The sequence below is a fragment of the Geodermatophilus sp. SYSU D00758 genome, assembly GCF_054049955.1.
Map to the genome: position 1 here is coordinate 38,317 of NZ_JBJGYK010000019.1, position 17,126 is coordinate 55,442.

General features: G+C 75.1%; 18 protein-coding genes and 1 other RNA gene. 16 read left to right on the forward strand and 3 right to left on the reverse strand.

The genetic code is table 11. The features are described 5' to 3' along the window. The first annotated feature begins 58 nt into the window (after nt 1-58). From smpB to ACI8AC_RS15300, 3 genes are read left to right on the forward strand one after another with little or no spacing between them, the layout of a single operon-like run. Complete coding sequence (gene smpB, locus ACI8AC_RS15290; protein WP_117377969.1) at nt 59-535, forward strand: SsrA-binding protein SmpB; 477 nt, start codon at nt 59-61, stop codon at nt 533-535. Between the two features lie 42 nt (nt 536-577). Beyond that, nucleotides 578-1,501, forward strand: coding sequence for an NADP-dependent oxidoreductase (locus tag ACI8AC_RS15295; protein ID WP_456898649.1), 924 nt, complete (start codon nt 578-580; stop codon nt 1,499-1,501). Continuing rightward, a complete protein-coding gene (locus ACI8AC_RS15300) occupies nt 1,498-2,400 on the forward strand; it encodes an amidohydrolase family protein (RefSeq protein ID WP_456898650.1) in 903 nt (300 codons plus the stop codon). The genes ACI8AC_RS15295 and ACI8AC_RS15300 overlap by 4 nt, the downstream gene beginning before the upstream one ends. Here the strand turns inward: ACI8AC_RS15300 and ACI8AC_RS15305 are convergent. Continuing rightward, nucleotides 2,397-3,464, reverse strand: coding sequence for a substrate-binding domain-containing protein (locus tag ACI8AC_RS15305; RefSeq protein WP_456898651.1), 1,068 nt, complete (start codon nt 3,462-3,464; stop codon nt 2,397-2,399). The genes ACI8AC_RS15300 and ACI8AC_RS15305 overlap by 4 nt on opposite strands. Nucleotides 3,465-3,586: 122 nt before the next feature. Between ACI8AC_RS15305 and ACI8AC_RS15310 the strand changes: the two genes are divergently transcribed. From ACI8AC_RS15310 to ACI8AC_RS15320, 3 genes are all read left to right on the forward strand, one after another. Beyond that, complete coding sequence (locus ACI8AC_RS15310) at nt 3,587-4,831, forward strand: MFS transporter (protein ID WP_456898652.1); 1,245 nt, start codon at nt 3,587-3,589, stop codon at nt 4,829-4,831. Continuing rightward, nucleotides 4,816-5,184 (forward strand): VOC family protein, encoded by a 369-nt coding sequence (locus ACI8AC_RS15315; protein ID WP_456898653.1) that lies wholly within the window; start codon nt 4,816-4,818, stop codon nt 5,182-5,184. Before ACI8AC_RS15310 ends, ACI8AC_RS15315 begins: the two co-directional genes overlap by 16 nt. A gap of 83 nt (nt 5,185-5,267) precedes the next feature. Then, nucleotides 5,268-6,254, forward strand: coding sequence for an alpha/beta fold hydrolase (locus tag ACI8AC_RS15320; RefSeq protein WP_456898654.1), 987 nt, complete (start codon nt 5,268-5,270; stop codon nt 6,252-6,254). Here the strand turns inward: ACI8AC_RS15320 and ACI8AC_RS15325 are convergent. Both ACI8AC_RS15325 and ACI8AC_RS15330 read right to left on the reverse strand, forming a co-directional pair. Then, complete coding sequence (locus ACI8AC_RS15325; RefSeq protein ID WP_456898655.1) at nt 6,236-6,553, reverse strand: GYD domain-containing protein; 318 nt, start codon at nt 6,551-6,553, stop codon at nt 6,236-6,238. The two genes, ACI8AC_RS15320 and ACI8AC_RS15325, sit on opposite strands and share 19 nt — an antisense overlap. A 131-nt stretch (nt 6,554-6,684) precedes the next feature. Continuing rightward, complete coding sequence (locus ACI8AC_RS15330; protein WP_456898656.1) at nt 6,685-7,005, reverse strand: GYD domain-containing protein; 321 nt, start codon at nt 7,003-7,005, stop codon at nt 6,685-6,687. 164 nt (nt 7,006-7,169) lie between these two features. On the opposite strand from ACI8AC_RS15330, the gene ACI8AC_RS15335 reads away from it, so the two are divergent. From ACI8AC_RS15335 to ACI8AC_RS15380, 10 genes are all read left to right on the forward strand, one after another. Next, complete coding sequence (locus ACI8AC_RS15335) at nt 7,170-8,159, forward strand: GNAT family N-acetyltransferase (protein WP_456898657.1); 990 nt, start codon at nt 7,170-7,172, stop codon at nt 8,157-8,159. Between the two features lie 10 nt (nt 8,160-8,169). After that, nucleotides 8,170-9,048 carry an SCO6745 family protein gene (locus tag ACI8AC_RS15340; protein ID WP_456898658.1) on the forward strand — a complete coding sequence of 293 codons (879 nt, stop codon included), beginning with the start codon at nt 8,170-8,172 and terminating at the stop codon, nt 9,046-9,048. Then, nucleotides 9,045-9,578, forward strand: coding sequence for a carboxymuconolactone decarboxylase family protein (locus ACI8AC_RS15345; protein ID WP_456898659.1), 534 nt, complete (start codon nt 9,045-9,047; stop codon nt 9,576-9,578). The genes ACI8AC_RS15340 and ACI8AC_RS15345 overlap by 4 nt, the downstream gene beginning before the upstream one ends. Before the next feature lie 53 nt (nt 9,579-9,631). Then, a complete protein-coding gene (locus ACI8AC_RS15350) occupies nt 9,632-11,245 on the forward strand; it encodes an SLC13 family permease (RefSeq protein WP_456898660.1) in 1,614 nt (537 codons plus the stop codon). 333 nt (nt 11,246-11,578) lie between these two features. Then, nucleotides 11,579-12,724, forward strand: a complete 1,146-nt coding sequence (locus ACI8AC_RS15355; protein ID WP_456898661.1) for a magnesium and cobalt transport protein CorA — start codon at nt 11,579-11,581, stop codon at nt 12,722-12,724. Between the two features lie 249 nt (nt 12,725-12,973). Next, nucleotides 12,974-13,348, forward strand: a transfer-messenger RNA (tmRNA) gene (gene ssrA, locus ACI8AC_RS15360). Nucleotides 13,349-13,588: 240 nt separating this feature from the next. Continuing rightward, on the forward strand, nt 13,589-15,223 hold the full coding sequence (locus tag ACI8AC_RS15365; RefSeq protein ID WP_456898662.1) for a sodium-dependent transporter: 1,635 nt from the start codon (nt 13,589-13,591) through the stop codon (nt 15,221-15,223). Beyond that, on the forward strand, nt 15,220-15,354 hold the full coding sequence (locus ACI8AC_RS15370) for a methionine/alanine import family NSS transporter small subunit (protein ID WP_456898663.1): 135 nt from the start codon (nt 15,220-15,222) through the stop codon (nt 15,352-15,354). Before ACI8AC_RS15365 ends, ACI8AC_RS15370 begins: the two co-directional genes overlap by 4 nt. A 49-nt stretch (nt 15,355-15,403) precedes the next feature. Beyond that, entirely contained in the window at nt 15,404-15,592 is a 189-nt protein-coding gene (locus ACI8AC_RS15375; RefSeq protein ID WP_456898664.1) for a hypothetical protein, read from the forward strand. A 268-nt stretch (nt 15,593-15,860) separates the two neighbouring features. Next, the gene (locus ACI8AC_RS15380) at nt 15,861-17,117 is read left to right on the forward strand and encodes an epoxide hydrolase family protein (protein WP_456898665.1); all 1,257 of its coding nucleotides are present in this window, start codon (nt 15,861-15,863) and stop codon (nt 17,115-17,117) included. Nucleotides 17,118-17,126 lie beyond the last annotated feature (9 nt).

Sequence of the window (17,126 nt, forward strand, 5' to 3'; positions counted from 1 at the left end):
CGGCGCGGGCCCCGGACGGCGGGCCGTCCCAGCATGTCGCGGCCGGTAGCCTGGGCCCATGCCGCGGGAGCAGGGGCGCAAGCTGATCGCCCAGAACAAGAAGGCGCGGCACGACTACTCGATCCTCGACACCTACGAGGTGGGCCTGGTCCTCACCGGCACCGAGGTGAAGAGCCTGCGTGCCGGCCGGGCCTCGCTCGTCGACGGGTTCGCCACCGTGGACGACGGCGAGGTGTGGTTGCAGCACGTGCACATCCCCGAGTACACGCAGGGCACGTGGACCAACCACGCCCCGCGCCGCAAGCGCAAGGTGCTCATGCACCGCGCCGAGATCGACAAGCTGATCGGCAAGACCCGCGAGGGCGGGCTGACGCTGGTGCCGCTGGACCTCTACTTCAAGGACGGCAAGGTCAAGGCGACCCTGGCGCTGGCCAAGGGCAAGAAGTCCTACGACAAGCGGCAGGACCTCGCCGAACGCGACTCGCGCCGGGAGATCCAGCGGGCGTTCGGCCGCTACGTGAAGGGCCGCCGCTGACCGGGTGAGCCGGGGGCCGGGCCCGGCCCTACGGTGGGCGCCATGCGCGGCATCGCCTACGACCGCTTCGGGGGCGTCGACGTCCTCTCCCTGCGCGACGACCTGCCCGACCCGCCGGTCGGCCCCGACACCGTGCTGGTGCGGGTGCACGCCGCCGGGGTCAACCCGGTCGACATGGCGATCCGCCAGGGGTTCCTGGCCGGGGCCTACCCGCACCACTTCCCGATCGTGCCGGGCTGGGACGTCGCGGGCACCGTCGAGGCCGTGGGCCCGGCGGTGGTCGACGTCCGCGCCGGTGAGGAGGTCTTCGGCTACGTGCGGCGGGACGACGTCCAGTGGGGGACGGTGGCCGAGCTCGTCCCCGCCCCGCAGCGCTGCGTGGCCCCCAGGCCCGCCTCGCTGTCCTTCGCCGAGGCCGCGGCGCTGCCGCTGGCCGGGCTGACCGCCTACCAGGCGCTGACCGAGGCGCTCGCGGTCGGCGAGGGCGACCGGGTCCTGGTGCACCGGGCCGCGGGCGGGGTGGGCTTCTTCGCCGTCCAGATCGCCGCCGCCCTCGGCGCGCACGTCATCGGCACCGCCGGTCCGCGCAACCACGGCTTCCTGCGTGACGCCGGGGCCGCCGAGGTCCTGGACTACTCGGCCGGGCCGGTCAGCGGGCAGCTGGCCGAGCCGGTGGACGCCGTCCTGGACCTGGTCGGGGGGCCGGCGTTGGAGGACGCGCCCAAGCAGGTCCGCGACGTCTCCCGCATCGCCAGCGTCGTCGACCCGGCGGTCAACGACATGGGTGGGCGCTACGTCTTCGTCCGGCCCGAGCGGCACGACCTCGAGGAGCTGGCCCGCATGGCCGACGCCGGCCAGCTGCGGGTGGCGATCGCCCGCGCCTTCCCGCTGGAGCGCACGGCCGAGGCGCAGGAGCTGGTCGCCGGCGGGCACGTCCGCGGCAAGGTCGTGGTCACGCTGCGATGACCGGGGACGACCTGGTCGCGCCGCCGGCCGACGACGCCGACGTCCCGCGGTACTGGCGGGAGCTGGGCCTGCCCGGGCTGGTCGACGTGCACGTGCACTTCCTCCCCCCGCGGGTGCAGGAGAAGGTCTGGGCCTACTTCCGGCAGGCCGAGACGCACTACGGGTCCGCCTGGCCGATCCGCTACCCGTGGCCGGACGACGAGCGGCTGGCGCACCTGGCCCGGCTCGGCGTCCGGGCCTTCCCGACGCTGCCCTACCCCCACAAGCCCGGCATGGCGACCTGGCTCAACGACTGGTCGGGGGAGTTCGCCGACGCGAACCCGCAGGTGCTGCGGTCGGCGACCTTCTACCCCGAGCCGGAGGCCCCGCACTACGTCGCGGAGGCCCTCGAGGCCGGGGCGCGGGTGTTCAAGGTGCACGTCCAGGTGGGCGCCTTCGATCCCCGGCACCCGCTGCTCGACCCGGTCTGGGCGCGCCTGGCCGAGTCCGGCACCCCGGTGGTCATCCACTGCGGCTCCGGGCCGCTGGCCGGCGAGCACACCGGCCCCGAGCCGATGACCGGGCTGCTGGAACGGCACCCGGGGCTGCAGCTGGTCATCGCCCACCTCGGCATGCCGGAGTACCGCGAGTTCCTCGACCTCGCCGAGCGCTACGAGCGGGTGCACCTGGACACCACGATGTTCGCCACCGACTTCACCGAGCGGCTGATGCCCTTCGACCCCGCCGACCGGCCCCGCCTGGCCGCGCTGCGGGACAAGGTGCTCCTCGGCAGCGACTTCCCGTCCATCCCCTACGAGTACGCCCACCAGCTCGCCGCGCTGCACCGGCTCGGGCTGGGCGAGGACTGGCTGCGGGCGGTGCTGCACGACAACGGCGCCCGCCTCTTCGGCCTGGTCTAACCCCCGGGCGGCACCGGGCCGGTCGTGGTGCCCACGCGCAGCTCGACGGGCAGGACCAGGTCGTCGGGACGGCGGCCCTCGATCAGCGCGGCCGCGGCCCGCCCGGCGGCGCGGCCCTTCTCCTGCGTCGGCTGCACCGCCGTGGTGAGCACGGCGGGCGCCAGCCAGGGCAGGTCGACGCCGTCGAAGCCCACCACGCTGAGGTCTCCGGGCACGGCGAGGCCGAGCGCCGCGGCGGCGCGCAGCACCCCGGCGGCGAGCAGGTCGCTCTGCGCGATCACCGCGGTCGGCCGGGTGGCCGCGGGCCGGTCGAGCAGCGCGCGGGCGGCGCGCTCGCCCTCCTCGACGGCGTTGGCCGCGGTCTCGACGGCCGGCACCGGGCCGAGCACCTGCTCGACGCCGAGCAGCCGCTCGCGGACGTCGCGGTAGTGCACCAGCGACCGGCGGGCGGCGTCGACCGGGCCGCGGGTGCCGTCCAGGCGCAGCGGCATCGCGACGACCGCGACCCGCCGGTGCCCCAGGTCCCGCAGGTGCCCGGCCAGCGCGGCGCTGCCGGCGCGGTCCTCGATGCCGACCAGCACGAGGTCGTCGGCCACCGGCCCCTCGACGGCGACGACGGGCACGCCGCGCCGCCGGAGGTGCTCGAGGGCGGGGTCGTCCTCGAGCCCGCAGGTGGCGTAGACGGCCGCGTCGAGGGGGACCCGCGAGAGCTGCGCGACCGAGGGGCCGCTGCGCTCCCGGTCGCCGGGCAGCAGGAGCAGGCCCACGCCGAGCGGGCCGAGCACCTCGGTGATGCCGTCGAGCAGGAGCACGGCCACCGGGTCGCGGAAGGCGTACATGAGCCGCTCGCCGACGACCGCGCCGACGATGCCGCTGCGCCGCGAGCGCAGGGACCGGGCCACCGGGTCGGGGCCGCCGTAGCCGAGCTCGGCGGCGGCGCTGAGCACCCGCTCCCGCGTGCCCGGGGCCACCCGCTCGGAGCCGGAGTAGACCAGCGACGCCGTGGACAGGGCCACGCCGGCGCGGGCCGCCACCGCGGCCAGGGTCGGGCGCGGCTGGCTCACGGGCCTCCTCGGCGGGCGGGATCGGATCTCGGCTTGACCGTACGGGAACGCGGGGGGCTATCCTCGTCCCCAGCCGTCGAATCGATTCGATCGGCCGACCCGCTCTCTTCCCGGAGGTCCCCGTGCGCCCGCTGCCGGTCGCAGAGCCCGACGCCGCGCGGATCGAGCGGGCGCGCGTCGCGGTCACGGTCGTCTTCGTCCTCAACGGGCTGGCCTTCGCCTCGTGGATCGCCCGGGTCCCGGCCGCCCGCGACCGGCTGGACCTCACCCCCGCCGGTCTCGGGCTGCTGCTGCTCTGCATGGCGATCGGCTCGGTGCTCGCCCTGCCGTCCGCCGGGCCGCTGGTGCACCGGCTGGCGCCGGCGCGCAGCGTGCTCTCCGCCGGGGCGCTGGCCGTCGCCGGCCTGCTCGTGCTCAGCGCCGGCCTGACGTGGCCGTCCGCCCAGCTCGCCGGCGTCGGGCTGTTCCTCACCGGTGCCGGCGTCGGGGTCTGGGACGTCTCGATGAACGTCGAGGGGGCGGACGTCGAGCAGCGGCTGGGCCGCTCGGTCATGCCGCGGCTGCACGCCGGCTTCAGCCTGGGCACCGTCGCGGGCGCGCTGGCCGGCGCGGGGGCCGCGGCCCTGCGGGTGCCCCTGGCCGCGCAGCTGGTGCTCACCGCCGTGCTCGTCCTGGCCGCGCTGGCCGTCGCGGTGCGCTGGTTCCTGCCGGTGTACGCGGCCGAGGAGGACGCCGGGCCGGGCCGGTCCGGCGTGGGGGAGGCGTGGCGGGAGCCGCGCACCCTGCTCGTCGGGCTGCTGGTGCTGGCCTTCGCGTTCACCGAGGGCACGGCCAACGACTGGCTGGCGGTGGCGCTGGTCGACGGCTACGGGGTCAGCGGGGCCCTGGCGGCCGCCGGGTTCGCCGTGTTCGTCGCCGCCATGACGGTGGTGCGCCTGGTCGGTGGCGCGCTGCTCGACCGCTTCGGCCGGGTGCCGGTGCTGCGCGTGGGCGCGGGGACCGCTTTGGCCGGCGTGCTGCTGTTCGTGCTGGCCCCGGCGGCACCGTGGGCGGTCGCGGGCGCCGTGCTCTGGGGCGCCGGGGCGGCGCTGGGCTTCCCGGTCGGCATGAGCGCCGCCGCCGACGACCCCCGGCGAGCGGCCGCCCGGGTCTCGGTGGTCAGCGCCGTCGGGTACACCGCCTTCCTCGCGGGTCCGCCGCTGATCGGCTTCCTCGCCGAGGGGGGCGGCATCCTGCGCGCGCTCCTCGTCGTGACGGCCGTGCTCGCCCTGGGGGCGCTCGCCGCCGGGGCCACCCGTCCGCTGCCCGCGGCGGCGGCCGCGGACCCCGGACCCGGCCGGAGGGACGACCCGTGCCGTTCCGCCTGACCGCCACCGTCCTCGACACCCCCGACCCGCAGGTCCTGGCGCGCTTCTACGCCCGGCTGCTCGGCTTCCGGGTGGACGAGGACAGCCCCGAGTGGGTCACCCTGCGCGCGCCGGACGGCGGCGCGGGGCTGTCCTTCCAGCGGGAGGAGCGGCACGTCCGGCCGGTGTGGCCGGCCGGGGACGGCGACCCGCGGATGCAGGCCCACCTGGACATCGCCGTCGACGACCTCGAGGCGGCCGTGGCCCTGGCCGTCGAGGCCGGGGCGACCGTGGCGGGGCACCAGCCGCAGGAGCACGTGCGGGTCTGCCTCGACCCGGCCGGCCACCCCTTCTGCCTCTACCTGCCCGACTGAGCAGGGTCCATCGTCACTGGACCGGCCCGCACCCGGGGTGTGGCATCACCCCCCACGGAGACGCGTCCGAGGGAGGACCAGCCATGGGCACCCCACCCACCGCCCCGACCCCCACCGCAGCGGGAGTACCGGCCAGCGCCCCGGCGCAGGCCGTCCCCGAGCAGACTGCCCCCGAGCAGACGGCCCCCGAGCAGGCTGCTCCGGTGGAGGAGGCCGTCGTCACCGTCGCCGGTGTGCGCTCGCCGTACCTGCACGCCGGACCGGCCGACGCCGAGGAGGCCGTCGTGTTCGTGCACGGCAACCCCGGTCCGGCGGAGGACTGGCGGGGCCTGGTGTCGCGCACGGGGACGTTCGCGCGGGCCGTCGCCCCGGACATGCCGGGTTTCGGCCGTGCCGACAAGCCCGGCACCTTCGTCCACACCGTCGACGGGTACGCCCGGCACCTCGGCGGGGTCCTCGACGCGCTCGGCGTGCGCCGCGCCCACCTGGTGCTGCACGACTTCGGCGGGCCGTGGGGGCTGTGGTGGGCCGCCGACCACCTCGACCGCGTCGCCAGCCTCACCCTCGTCGACATCGGGGTGCTGCGCGGCTACCGCTGGCACTACCTGGCCCGCGTCTGGCGCACCACCGGGGTCGGGGAGGCCTTCATGGCCACCGCCACGCTGCCTGCCATGCGGCTGCTGCTCCGCCACGGCAATCCCCGGGGGCTGCCACCCGAGACCGTGGCGCGGATGTACCGCGACCTCAAGGACCCGGGCTGCCGCCGCGCAGTCCTGCGGCTCTACCGGGCCACGGACGCAGCAGCGGTCTCGGAGGACCTGCACCGACGGCTGCAGGGCCGTGACCTGCCCGTGCTCGTGCTGTGGGGTCGGCACGACCCCTACCTGCCGGTGGCCTACGCCGAGCGGCAGCGGGAGACCTTTCCGGAGGCCGAGGTCGTGGTCCTCGAGGGCAGCGGCCACTGGCCGATGCACGACGACCCGGCCGCCGTGGAGCGGGCCGTGCTGCCGTTCCTGCGGCGGGTCACCGGCGGCGGCGGGGGGCCGACCGCTCAGCCCCGGACCGGGTAGTGCGGGTGCAGCTGCGCCGCGCGGTCGACCTCCTCGGGGCTGAGCAGCACGACGGTGCGGACGGCGGCCACCCCGCCGCCGCTGATGGTCAGCGACAGCGCCGCCGCGGCGGCCGCGTCGGGCAGGTCGACCAGGGCGTAGACGTCGTCCTCGCCGAGGGCGAAGTCGAACGTCTCCAGCCGGCCGTGCAGGTCCAGGACGGCGTGCTCGAACACGCTCCGGCGGGCCGACCCGCCCCCGGCCATCACCGCCCGAGCGCCCTGCGGTGAGTAGGAGGCGATGACCAGGAAGCGGGGCACGGGCCCTCCTCTCGGCGGCGTGCGCCGATGCTGGCGGCCGGTCGTGCCGGGCCGCAACCCGGTCGTGCCGGGTGGCGACCCGGTCGTGCCGGGTGGCGACCCGGTCGACCCGCTCCCTCCGGCAGCGGTCGTCAGGCGGTCGGCGGGCGGTACTCGGCCTTCACCTTCGCCACCTCGTCCACCTCCTCGGGGGACATGAGGACGACGGTCCGCACGTCGGCCACCCCGCTGCCGTTGACGGTGAGCGCCATGGCGGCCGCAGACCTGTTGTCCGGCAGTTCGGCGATCGAGTAGACGTCATCGGTGCCGAAGCCGAAGTAGAAGGACTCCACGCGACCGCCGACGTCCGCGGCCATCTTCTCGATGGCGGTCCGGCGGGCGGTGCCCCCCGCGGCCATGACGGCCTGGGCACCCTGCGGGGCGTAGCTGCCGATGAAGAGGTAGTGGGGCATGTCGGCTCCTCCGGTCGGCCCCCGTGCCCGCGTCATGGTCCGCAGCCGCCCGGGGGGGCGACAACGCCCGCGGTCGCGGCCGGGAGCGCACCGGCGTGGCGGCGACGCACGGTGCGGCCGGGAACCCGGTCGACGCACCGGGCGGGCGTCCCTACGCTGCGCCCGTGCTGGACCTCCCCGGTGACCTCGTCGCCCGTGCCCTCGCCCCCGCCGACGTCGAGGCCGTCGCCGTGCTGCTGGCCGACGCCGAGCCGGTCGACGACACGAGGGAGAACCTCGACGCCGCCGACCTCACCGAGTGGTGGGCCGAGGACCTGGTCGACCTGGCCGCCGACGGCCGGGCGGTGTGCACCGCCGAGGGGGCGCTCGTCGCGTGGGCGGTCGCGGTCGGCTCCCGCGGGGTCCGGGACGCCTACCGGGTGGGGCTCGAGGGCCGCGTCCACCCGGCCTGGCGCGGGCACGGGATCGGCCGGGAGCTGCTCGCCTGGCTGCTGGACCGCGGCGGCGAGCAGCACCGCGAGGTGCACCCGGAGGCGCCGGCCCGGCTGGTCGTCGGCGTCCACCCGGGCATGACCGGGCTGGAGCCGCTGGTGCGCCGGGCCGGGCTGGTGCCGGAGCGCTGGTACTCCGACATGGCCCGGCCGCTGACCGACCTGCCCCCGGTGCCCGCGGTCCCCGGCATCGAGCTGGTGCCGTTCGCCGCGGACCGGGACGACGAGGTCCGCCGGGTGCACAACCAGGCCTTCACCGACCACCACGGCTCCTCGGAGCGGGACGAGGCGACCTGGCGGGCGTGGTTCACCGGCCAGCGCGCCTTCCGCCCGGACCTGTCGGTGCTCGCCCTCGCCGACGGCGCCGTCGTGGGCTACGTGCTCGCCTACGTCTTCGAGGCCGACACCCGGGCGACCGGCGTGCAGCAGAGCCACTTCGGGCAGATCGGGGTGCTGCGGTCGGCGCGCGGGCGGGGCATCGCCTCGGCCGCCGTCGTCGCCGCCCTGCACGCCGGCGCCGCGGCCGGGTGCGGCACCGCGGGGCTGCAGGTCGACACCGAGAACCCGAGCGGCGCCCTGGGGCTGTACCGGCGGCTCGGGTTCGCTCCGGTGCGCACCCGCACCGACTGGGCCCGCGTCCTGCCGCCGGTGGGCAGGTCCTAGGGTGCCGCGCATGGTCAGCGTCGATCAGCCCGCCCTGGACCCCCGTGCCGTCGCCCGCGCCCACCGCGCCGTCGACCCCCTGCACAACCACGTCTACTTCTCGCCCGAGCAGGACGAGTACCTCACCGCGGTCGGGCTGCGTCCCGGTCGCATGTGCTACTTCGCCGGTCGGGCGGCCGCGATGGGGGCGGTCGGCCCCGGCGCGGTGACCGCGACCTTCGCCAACTTCGCCCCCGCGCTGGTGGCCCGGCACGTCCCGCGCGCCTGGACCCTCGCCGGCCCCGACCAGGTCGTCGCCGCCCGCGTCGAGGGTGCCCGCGCCTCGCTCACCCGGTTGCTCGGCGGGCCGGAGGCGGCCGCGGCCCCGGAGGTCGCCGAGCTCGCCGACCTGGTCGCCGAGGCCTGCTCGGCGCTCACCCCCGAGGGCCGGCCGCTGTACGCCGGCCACGCCGACCTGCCGTGGCCGCAGGACCCCGTCGCCCGGCTCTGGCACGGCGCCACCCTGCTGCGCGAGCACCGCGGTGACGGGCACGTGGCCGCGCTGGTCCGGCACGGCCTGTCCGGGCTGGAGGCGCTCATCACCCACAGCGCCACCGGCCGGGGCTTCACCCCGGCCGCCGCCCGCGCCACCCGCGGCTGGTCGGAGGAGGAGTGGGGCGCCGCGGTGGCCGGGCTCGTCACCCGCGGCCTCATGGCCGGCGAGGGGGAGCTCACCCCGGCCGGGCAGGAGCTGCGCGACACCCTGGAGGCCGAGACCGACGCGCTGTCGGCCGCCCCGTGGCAGCACCTCGGCCCGGAGCGCACGGCCCGGGTGGTGGAGCTGGGCAAGGGGCTCTCCGCCCGGCTGGTGGCCGCCGGCGCCTACCCGGCGGGCACCTTCGGCCGGTGAGCGCGCCGCGCCTGCCGGAGGCGGCCACCGAGGGCCCGACCGCGCAGCTGCTCGCCGCCCGCCGCGGGGGCCGGCTCTCCACCCTGGACCGGCTGCTGCTGCACAGCCCGGCGGTCGCCGAGGGGTGGAACGCGATGCTGGGCGCCCTGCGGTCGGGGACGACCCTGCCCGCGGACCTGCGCGAGCTGGTCGTCCTGCGCGTGGCGGTGCTGAACCGCGCGGAGTTCGAGTGGGCGGCGCACGAGCCGATCGCCCGCCGCGCCGGCCTGGACGACGACCGGCTGGCGCTGCTGCGCCGCCCGGACGCGGCCGGCCCTGGGTGGACGCCGGCGCAGGCCGCCGTCCTGGCCTTCACCGACGCCTCGACGCGGGAGGTCGACGTCCCCGACGCGGTGTTCGCCGCCGTCCGGGCGCACCTGTCCGACCGGCAGGTGGTCGAGCTCGCCGTGCTCGTCGGCGGCTACGCGATGGTGTCCCGCTTCCTCGTCGCCCTCCGGGTGCCCCCGCCCGACGGTGAGGTCGCCGGCTAGCGCGGACCTCTCTATGGTCTGGCTCACAGCCCTCGGGGGACAGGGGAGCGGCCATGGCCACCACCGAGCACCGACCCGGGTCCGGCCGACGCACCGACGTCGACGCCGCGTTCCGCGGGCACGCCACCTACCGCAGCCTCGGGGAGCAGACGCTCAGCCCGGCCGAGGAGCGGTTCGAGAGGGGGCGCCGCACCGTCGGGTTGTTCCTCGCCCCGCTGGTGACGGTCGTCTTCGCGCTGCTGCCCCTGGACCTGCCCGACGACCAGCAGCTGCTGGCGGCGATCCTGCTCGGCGTCATCGTCCTGTGGATCACCGAGCCGGTGCCCATCCCGGTCGGCGGCCTCATCGGGGTCGGGGCCATCGCCGTCCTGGGCGTCGTCCCGGCCGACGACGCGCTCGCCCCGTTCGGCTCGACGACGGTGTTCACCTTCATCGGGGCGTTCATCCTCGCCGCGGCGATGCTCAAGCACGGTGTCGCCCGCCGGTTCGCCATGTTCGTCCTGTCGCTGCGCTGGGTCGGCGGCTCGACGGCGCGGCTGGTGATCGCCTTCGGTCTGATCACCGCGGTGCTCTCGGCGTTCGTGTCGAACACCGCCACGGTCGCCATGCTGCTGCCGACGGCGATCGGCATCCTCTCGGTGATCGCCAAGCTGCTCCAGGACAAGGAGCTGGTCGCCCCGGACTTCGACCCGCTGCGGCTGCGGGTCGGTGCCGCGATCATGCTCATGCTCGCCTACGGCGCGAGCGTCGGCGGCCTGCTGACCCCCGTCGGCACCCCGCCCAACCTCATCGGCCGCGGGCTGATCGAGGAGGCGACGGGGGAGCGCATCGGCTTCCTCCAGTGGATGCTCATGGCCGCGCCGATCTGCGCGCTGATGTTCGTCGCGCTGGCGCTGGTCCTGCTGCTGCTCAACCGGCCGGAGATCCGGCGGATCGAGGGCGTGCACGAGTACGTGCAGCGCGAGCGGGCCGAGCTCGGCCCCGTCTCGCGGGCGGAGAAGAACACGCTGATCGCCTTCGGCGCCACCGTGGCGCTGTGGATCTTCCCCGGCGTCATCGCGCTGACCGCCGGCACCGAGTCCGGCCTCTACACCGCCGTCGGCGACCGCCTCGACGAGGGCATCGTCGCCGTGCTCGGCGCCTCGCTGCTGTTCCTGCTGCCCACCGACTGGAAGAGCCGGGAGTTCACCCTCAACTGGTCGGACGCGGCGCGGATCGACTGGGGCACCATCCTGCTGTTCGGCACCGGGATCATCTTCGGCTCGCTGCTGGCCGACACCGGGCTGGCCGAGACGATCGGCAACAGCTCGGCCGACTGGCTGGGGCTGACCAGCACGATCGCGATCACCGTCTTCGCCGTCGTCCTCGCGATCATCATCAGCGAGACGACGAGCAACACCGCCTCCGCCGCGGTCGTCGTGCCGATCATCATCCCGGTGGCCGTGGCGGCGGGCATCAACCCGTTCGTGCCGGCGCTGGCGGCCACGTTCGCCGCGTCGTTCGGGTTCATGCTGCCGGTGTCGACGCCGCAGAACGCGATCGTCTACGGCTCCGGCGTCGTCCCGATCACCAAGATGATCCGGTCGGGGATCAGCTTCGACGTGCTCGGCGCGCTGCTGATCGTGGTGCTGCTGCCGGTCATGATCGGCCTGGTGCTCGAGGTCTGAGGCGGCGCAGCGGGGGCCGGAGGGCGGTCGCCGGAGGGCGGGCGTCGTGTGATGTTCACCGCCCGGAGGCGGGGCGTTCGCCGTCCGGGCGGGCGGGGGGCCGCTCCGCCGTGCCACGATGGTCGACGGCCACCGTGGCGGCCGTCGTGATCGGGTACGGGAGGGGAGTCGAGCGCATGCGCAGCGAACCGCCCAGTACCGGCACCGGGGTCCGCACCACCGCCTGCTGACGATCGGCGTCCGCCCCACCCCCGGGTGGGCCCGGGACGCCGGCCGTGCGGGGTGCCGGGCCCCCGACGCGTCCCCGCCCCAGCGTCCCCCGGGAGTCCCGTCGTGGCCGACCGCCGCCGTGCGCCCCTCACCGCCCTGTCCAGCCTGACCCGCCGCCCGCGGCCCGCGCTCAAGCTGGCCGCGCCCGCCCCGGCGGCCGCGCCCGCGCCCGCCCCGGACCGGCGGCCGTCCCGGATCGTCGACAACGCCGTGTACTCCTCGGGCCGGCGGGTGGCGACGCCGGACTCGGTGGCCGAGAGCCACGAGTGGCTGGCCGAGGACGACGAGCGCCTCGTCTGGCTGGGGCTCTACCGCCCGGAGCCGCGCGAGCTCGGGGAGCTGGCCGAGCTGTTCGACCTGCCCGAGCTCGCCGTCGAGGACGCGATCACCGCGCACCAGCGGCCGAAGTTCGAGCGCTACGGCGACACGCTCTTCGTCGTCCTCAAGGCCGCGCGGTACCTGGACGCGACCGAGGAGGTCGAGTTCGGGGAGCTGCACCTGTTCCTGGGCGCCAACTTCGCCATCACCGTCCGGCACAGCGAGTCGCCGGACCTCGCCCGGGTGCGCCGGCGGCTGGAGAGCGAGCCGGACCTGCTCGACAAGGGCAGCGAGGCGGTGCTCTACGCGATCCTGGACGCCGTCGTCGACGGGTACTCGCCCGTGGTCGCGGGCCTGGCCAACGACATCGACGAGATCGAGACGCAGGTCTTCGGCGGGGACCCGCGGGTGTCGCGGCGCATCTACGAGCTGTCGCAGGAGGTGCTGGAGTTCCAGCGCGCCGCGCAGCCGCTGACCGGGATCCTCGCCGCGATCTCCGCCGGGTTCGACAAGTACGGCGTCGACGAGGAGCTGCGCAGCTACCTCCGGGACGTCGCCGACCACGTGACCAGCGTCAACGAGCGGGTGGAGGCCTTCCGGCTGCAGCTGCGCGACATCCTCACCGTCAACGCCACCCTCGTCGCCCAGCGGCAGAACGAGGAGATCCGGGAGCTGACCGAGGCCTCGATCGCGCAGGGCGAGGAGGTCAAGAAGATCTCGGCCTGGGCGGCCATCCTGTTCGCCCCGACGCTGGTGGGCACCGTGTACGGGATGAACTTCGAGGACATGCCCGAGCTGACGTGGCACCTGGGCTACCCGTTCGCGCTGGTGCTCATGGTCGGGGTCAGCCTCACGCTGTACGCCGTCTTCAAGCGCCGCGACTGGATCTGACGCCGCCACCCGCACCTTGCGCCGCCGCTCCACCGGCCGCGGTGACCGGCCCCTTCGCCGGTCGCCTCCCGCCACGACCGGCCCCTCCGCCGTGATCATGGGCTTCTCGCCCGGTGGCGCGCCGTCGGCGGCGTGTCGGCGGGCCGGATCCCCGTGATCACGGGGGAACGCGGCGGGTGCGGGGCCGGTCGCGCGGTCCGGGGAACAACCCGGTGGCCGGCCCGGTTATCCTGGGTGCACAACTACACAGGGGGTGAATGGTCTCGACTTCGGTCGTTCGACCAGGGGAAGCGAGCCGAGGAAGGCGACGATGAGCTCGTAAACCACGCGTCGCAACCAACACAAGCGCCGACTCCAGTCAGCGCGAGTACGCCCTCGCTGCCTAAGTAGCGTAGGCGTCTCTGTCAGCCCGGGTTCGTCATCGGCCCGGATCCTGGCATCAGCTAGATGACTCACCGTGCGTGCCGGTCGCGGGCGCGTCCGGGACATCCCACAGCGACTGGGCCCGTCATCCCGTCTCGTCCGTGAGATCGGGAGGGCCGAGCAGAGACGCAGCGGACTGCGCTCGGAGAAGCCCTGGTCTGGCGTCGGAGGACGCGGGTTCGATTCCCGCCACCTCCACCCCGCCTCCGCACGTGGTGCGGAGGCCCCGCAGGACGACGAACCGCCCCGGACCCTCTGGTCCGGGGCGGTTCGTCGTCTCCTCCGGGGCCGACGCTCCCATCCGCGGGTGCGCGGGCACGTGGGAGCGAGGCCCTCCGGCAGCCGAGGGGCCGCAGTCCTGACATCCTCTCTCCGACGGTGCGACGTCGACCGGTGCGCCACGGGCTCGCCGGCTCGGCGGCTCACGACACGGGAGGTCGCATGAGCACGACGGAGGGGCGGGCTGCGGGGCAGCCCGACGAGGCGCGCCGTCGCGGCGCGTTCAGCTCCAGGCGCGTCTTCATCCTGGCGGCGATCGGGTCGGCGGTCGGGCTGGGCAACATCTGGCGGTTCCCCTACGTCGCCTACGAGAACGGCGGCGGCGCCTTCGTGGTGCCCTACCTGGTCGCGCTGCTGACCGCCGGCATCCCGTTCCTGCTCCTGGACTACGCGATCGGCCACCGCCACCGCGGCTCGGCGCCCCTCTCCTTCGCCCGGCTGCGCCGCGGCACCGAGGGGCTCGGCTGGTGGCAGGTGGGCATCTGCTTCGTCATCGCCGTCTACTACGCCGCGGTCATCGCCTGGGCGCTCCGCTACACCTTCTTCTCGCTCGACGAGGCCTGGGGTGCCGACCCCGAGGGCTTCTTCTTCGGCGAGTTCCTCCAGGCCGGTGACGTCGAGGTCACCGCCGACGTGGTGCCCGGGGTGCTGGTCCCGCTGCTGCTCGTCTGGCTGGCCGTCCTCGTGATCATGGCCCTGGGCGTCCAGCGCGGCATCGGTGCGACCTCGCTGGTCTTCATCCCGGTGCTGGTGCTCGCCTTCGCCGTCCTCGTGGTGCAGGCGCTGTTCCTGGACGGCGCTGCCGCCGGGCTCGACGCGCTGTTCACGCCCGACTGGTCGGCACTCGCCTCGGCTCCCGTCTGGGCCGCCGCGTTCGGCCAGATCTTCTTCTCGCTGTCGATCGGCTTCGGCATCATGATCACGTACGCCTCGTACGTCGGCCGTCGCGAGGACATGATCGGCTCCGGCCTCGTCGTCGGCTTCTCGAACTCCGGCTTCGAGCTGCTCGCCGGCATCGGTGTGTTCGCCGCCCTGGGTTTCATGGCCCAGGCCGGCGGGGTCCCGGTCGGCGAGGTCGCCAGCGACGGCATCGGGCTGGCCTTCATCGCCTTCCCCACGATCATCAGCGAGGCCCCGGCCGGCGCCCTCTTCGGCGTCCTGTTCTTCGGCTCGCTGGTCATCGCCGGCATCACCTCGTTGGTCAGCGTGATCGAGGTCGTGATCTCCGCCGTCCGCGACAAGCTCGACACCGGCCGCCTCACCGCGACCCTCGCGGTCGGCGTTCCCGCCGCGGTGCTGAGCCTGGTGCTCTTCAGCACGACGAGCGGCATCTACGTGCTCGACGTCGTCGACCACTTCGTCAACCAGTACGGCATCCTGGTCGTGGCGCTGGTCAGCATGCTGGTCGTCGTCTGGGCCATCCGGGCCCTGACCGGGCTCGGCGAGCACCTCAACGTCCACGGCCGTCCCCGGGTCGGCACCGGCTGGCGCGTGCTGACGAGCTTCGTCACCCCGCTGGGCCTGGCCGTCGTGCTCGCCTTCGCGCTGCGGGACGACCTCACCGCGCCCTACGAGGACTACCCCGGCTGGCTGCTGCTGATCTGCGGTTGGGGCTTGGTCGTCGCCCTGCCGCTGGTCGGTTTCCTCCTCGCCCGGCTGCCGTGGCGCGCCGGGACCCACCTGGACGGGCCGCCACCGGGCTCCGACCCGGCCGCGCCGTTGCACGCGACCCCCGTGACGGACCCGGCCCCCCGCCACCGCCCGGGAACGGGAGACGACGAGGGAGGACCCCGATGAGCACGGCCGCGATCGTGATGATGGTGGTGGCGATGGTCGTGATCTGGGGCGGGCTCGCCCTGGCCATCGCCAGCCTGGTGCGCCACGGCGCCGTCGAGGACCGCGCCGAGCACCTGCACCGCGACCGCTGACCCCCGGCGGACGGCGGGGTCGAGCAGGCGCCCGTCGGACGAGGGGGCCGTGTCCGGCTCCTCCGTGGACACCGAAGCCGGTCCGGTGTTCGGGCACCACGGCGACGCGACCGACCGCTTCGGCATCGGGACCACGATCGCCGAGCTCGAGGGCGAGGTGGCTGCCGTCGCCGAGGCGTTCCTCGACGAGCTGCGCGGCCGACCGCAGCCCGAGCAGCCCGATCGGCTGGCCGGCTAGGACGTGCACGTCCGGGCCGGCGGGATCCCGGTGGTCCTGCATCCTCTCGTGGTGCGTGGTGACCGCACGCCACGGCGCGCGCGGCGGTGCTTGACGTCGAGTTGCGGCCGGCGCTTCGATCGCTTACGGGCCCGAGCAGCTCCCCTCTGACGGAGCGTCGATCACCGGCCGAGCCGCTGAGTCCACCTCCACCCACGCACGCGACGGGGAGTCCCGAGCGACGAGGCGGCGGGATCCCCCTCGCGACGTCTGAGTCGAGGAGACGCAGATGTCCGCACCGACCGAACCCACGTCCGGCACCACCGACACCACGACCGCTGCCGTTCCCGGCCCCCGCACCGAGGCCGACCTCACCGCGCTCCGCCCGTTCGAGGTCCACGTCCCCGAGGAGGACCTCGCCGACCTGCGCCGGCGCCTCGCCGCCACCCGGTGGCCGTCCCGGGAGTTGGTGACCGACCGCTCCCAAGGGGTGCAGCTCGCGGCGGTGCAGGAGCTCTGCCGCTACTGGGCGAGCGACTACGACTGGCGCGCCTGCGAGGCGCGCCTGAACGCGCTCCCCCAGTTCATGACCGAGATCGACGGCGTCGACGTGCACGTCCTGCACGTGCGGTCGAGGCACGAGGACGCGCTGCCGCTGATCATGACGCACGGCTGGCCCGGCTCGGTCGTCGAGATGCTCGACTCGATCGGTCCGCTCACCGATCCCACCGCCCACGGCGGCCGGGCCGAGGACGCGTTCCACCTGGTGCTGCCGTCCCTGCCGGGATACGGCTTCTCCGCCGAGCCGACCGAGCAGGGCTGGGACTCGGGTCGGGTGGCCCGCGCCTGGGCGGAGCTGATGAGGCGCCTCGGCTACACCCGTTACGTCGCCCAGGGTGGCGACGTGGGTGCCGCGGTGACCGACCTGATGGGCCGGCAGGCGCCCGAGGGCCTGCTCGGCATCCACGTGAACCTGCTCGTGACGGTGCTGGGCGCGCCCCCGTCGGGGGACACGGAGCAGGAGCGGGCGGCGCTGGAGCAGCTGGCCACCTTCCAGCAGAGCGGCTTCGGGTACTTCCTGGAGATGGCCACGCGGCCGCAGACGGTCGGCTACGCCCTGCTGGACTCGCCCGTCGCCCTGGCGGCCTGGATGTGCGACCACGACACCGACAGCTACTACAAGATCGCGCGTGCGTTCGTCGACGGGCAGCCCGCGGGCAACCTCACCCGCGACCACGTCCTCGACAACATCACGCTGTACTGGCTGACCGCCACGGGGGCCTCGGCGGCCCGGTCGTACTGGGAGGACGGCGGCGCCCGGGCGGCCGCGGCGGCGTCCGGGCAGGCTCCTCCGCCGGTCACGGTCCCGGTCGGCTTCACCACGTTCCCCGGGGAGATCTGGCGGACGCCGCGCAGCTGGGCCGAGCAGTCCTACCCCACGCTGACGTACTTCAGCGAGGTCGACCGCGGCGGCCACTTCGCCGCCTGGGAGGAGCCCGAGCTGTTCGCCGCCGAGGTCCGGGCGGCCTTCCGGCCGCTGCGCTGACCGGGGCTC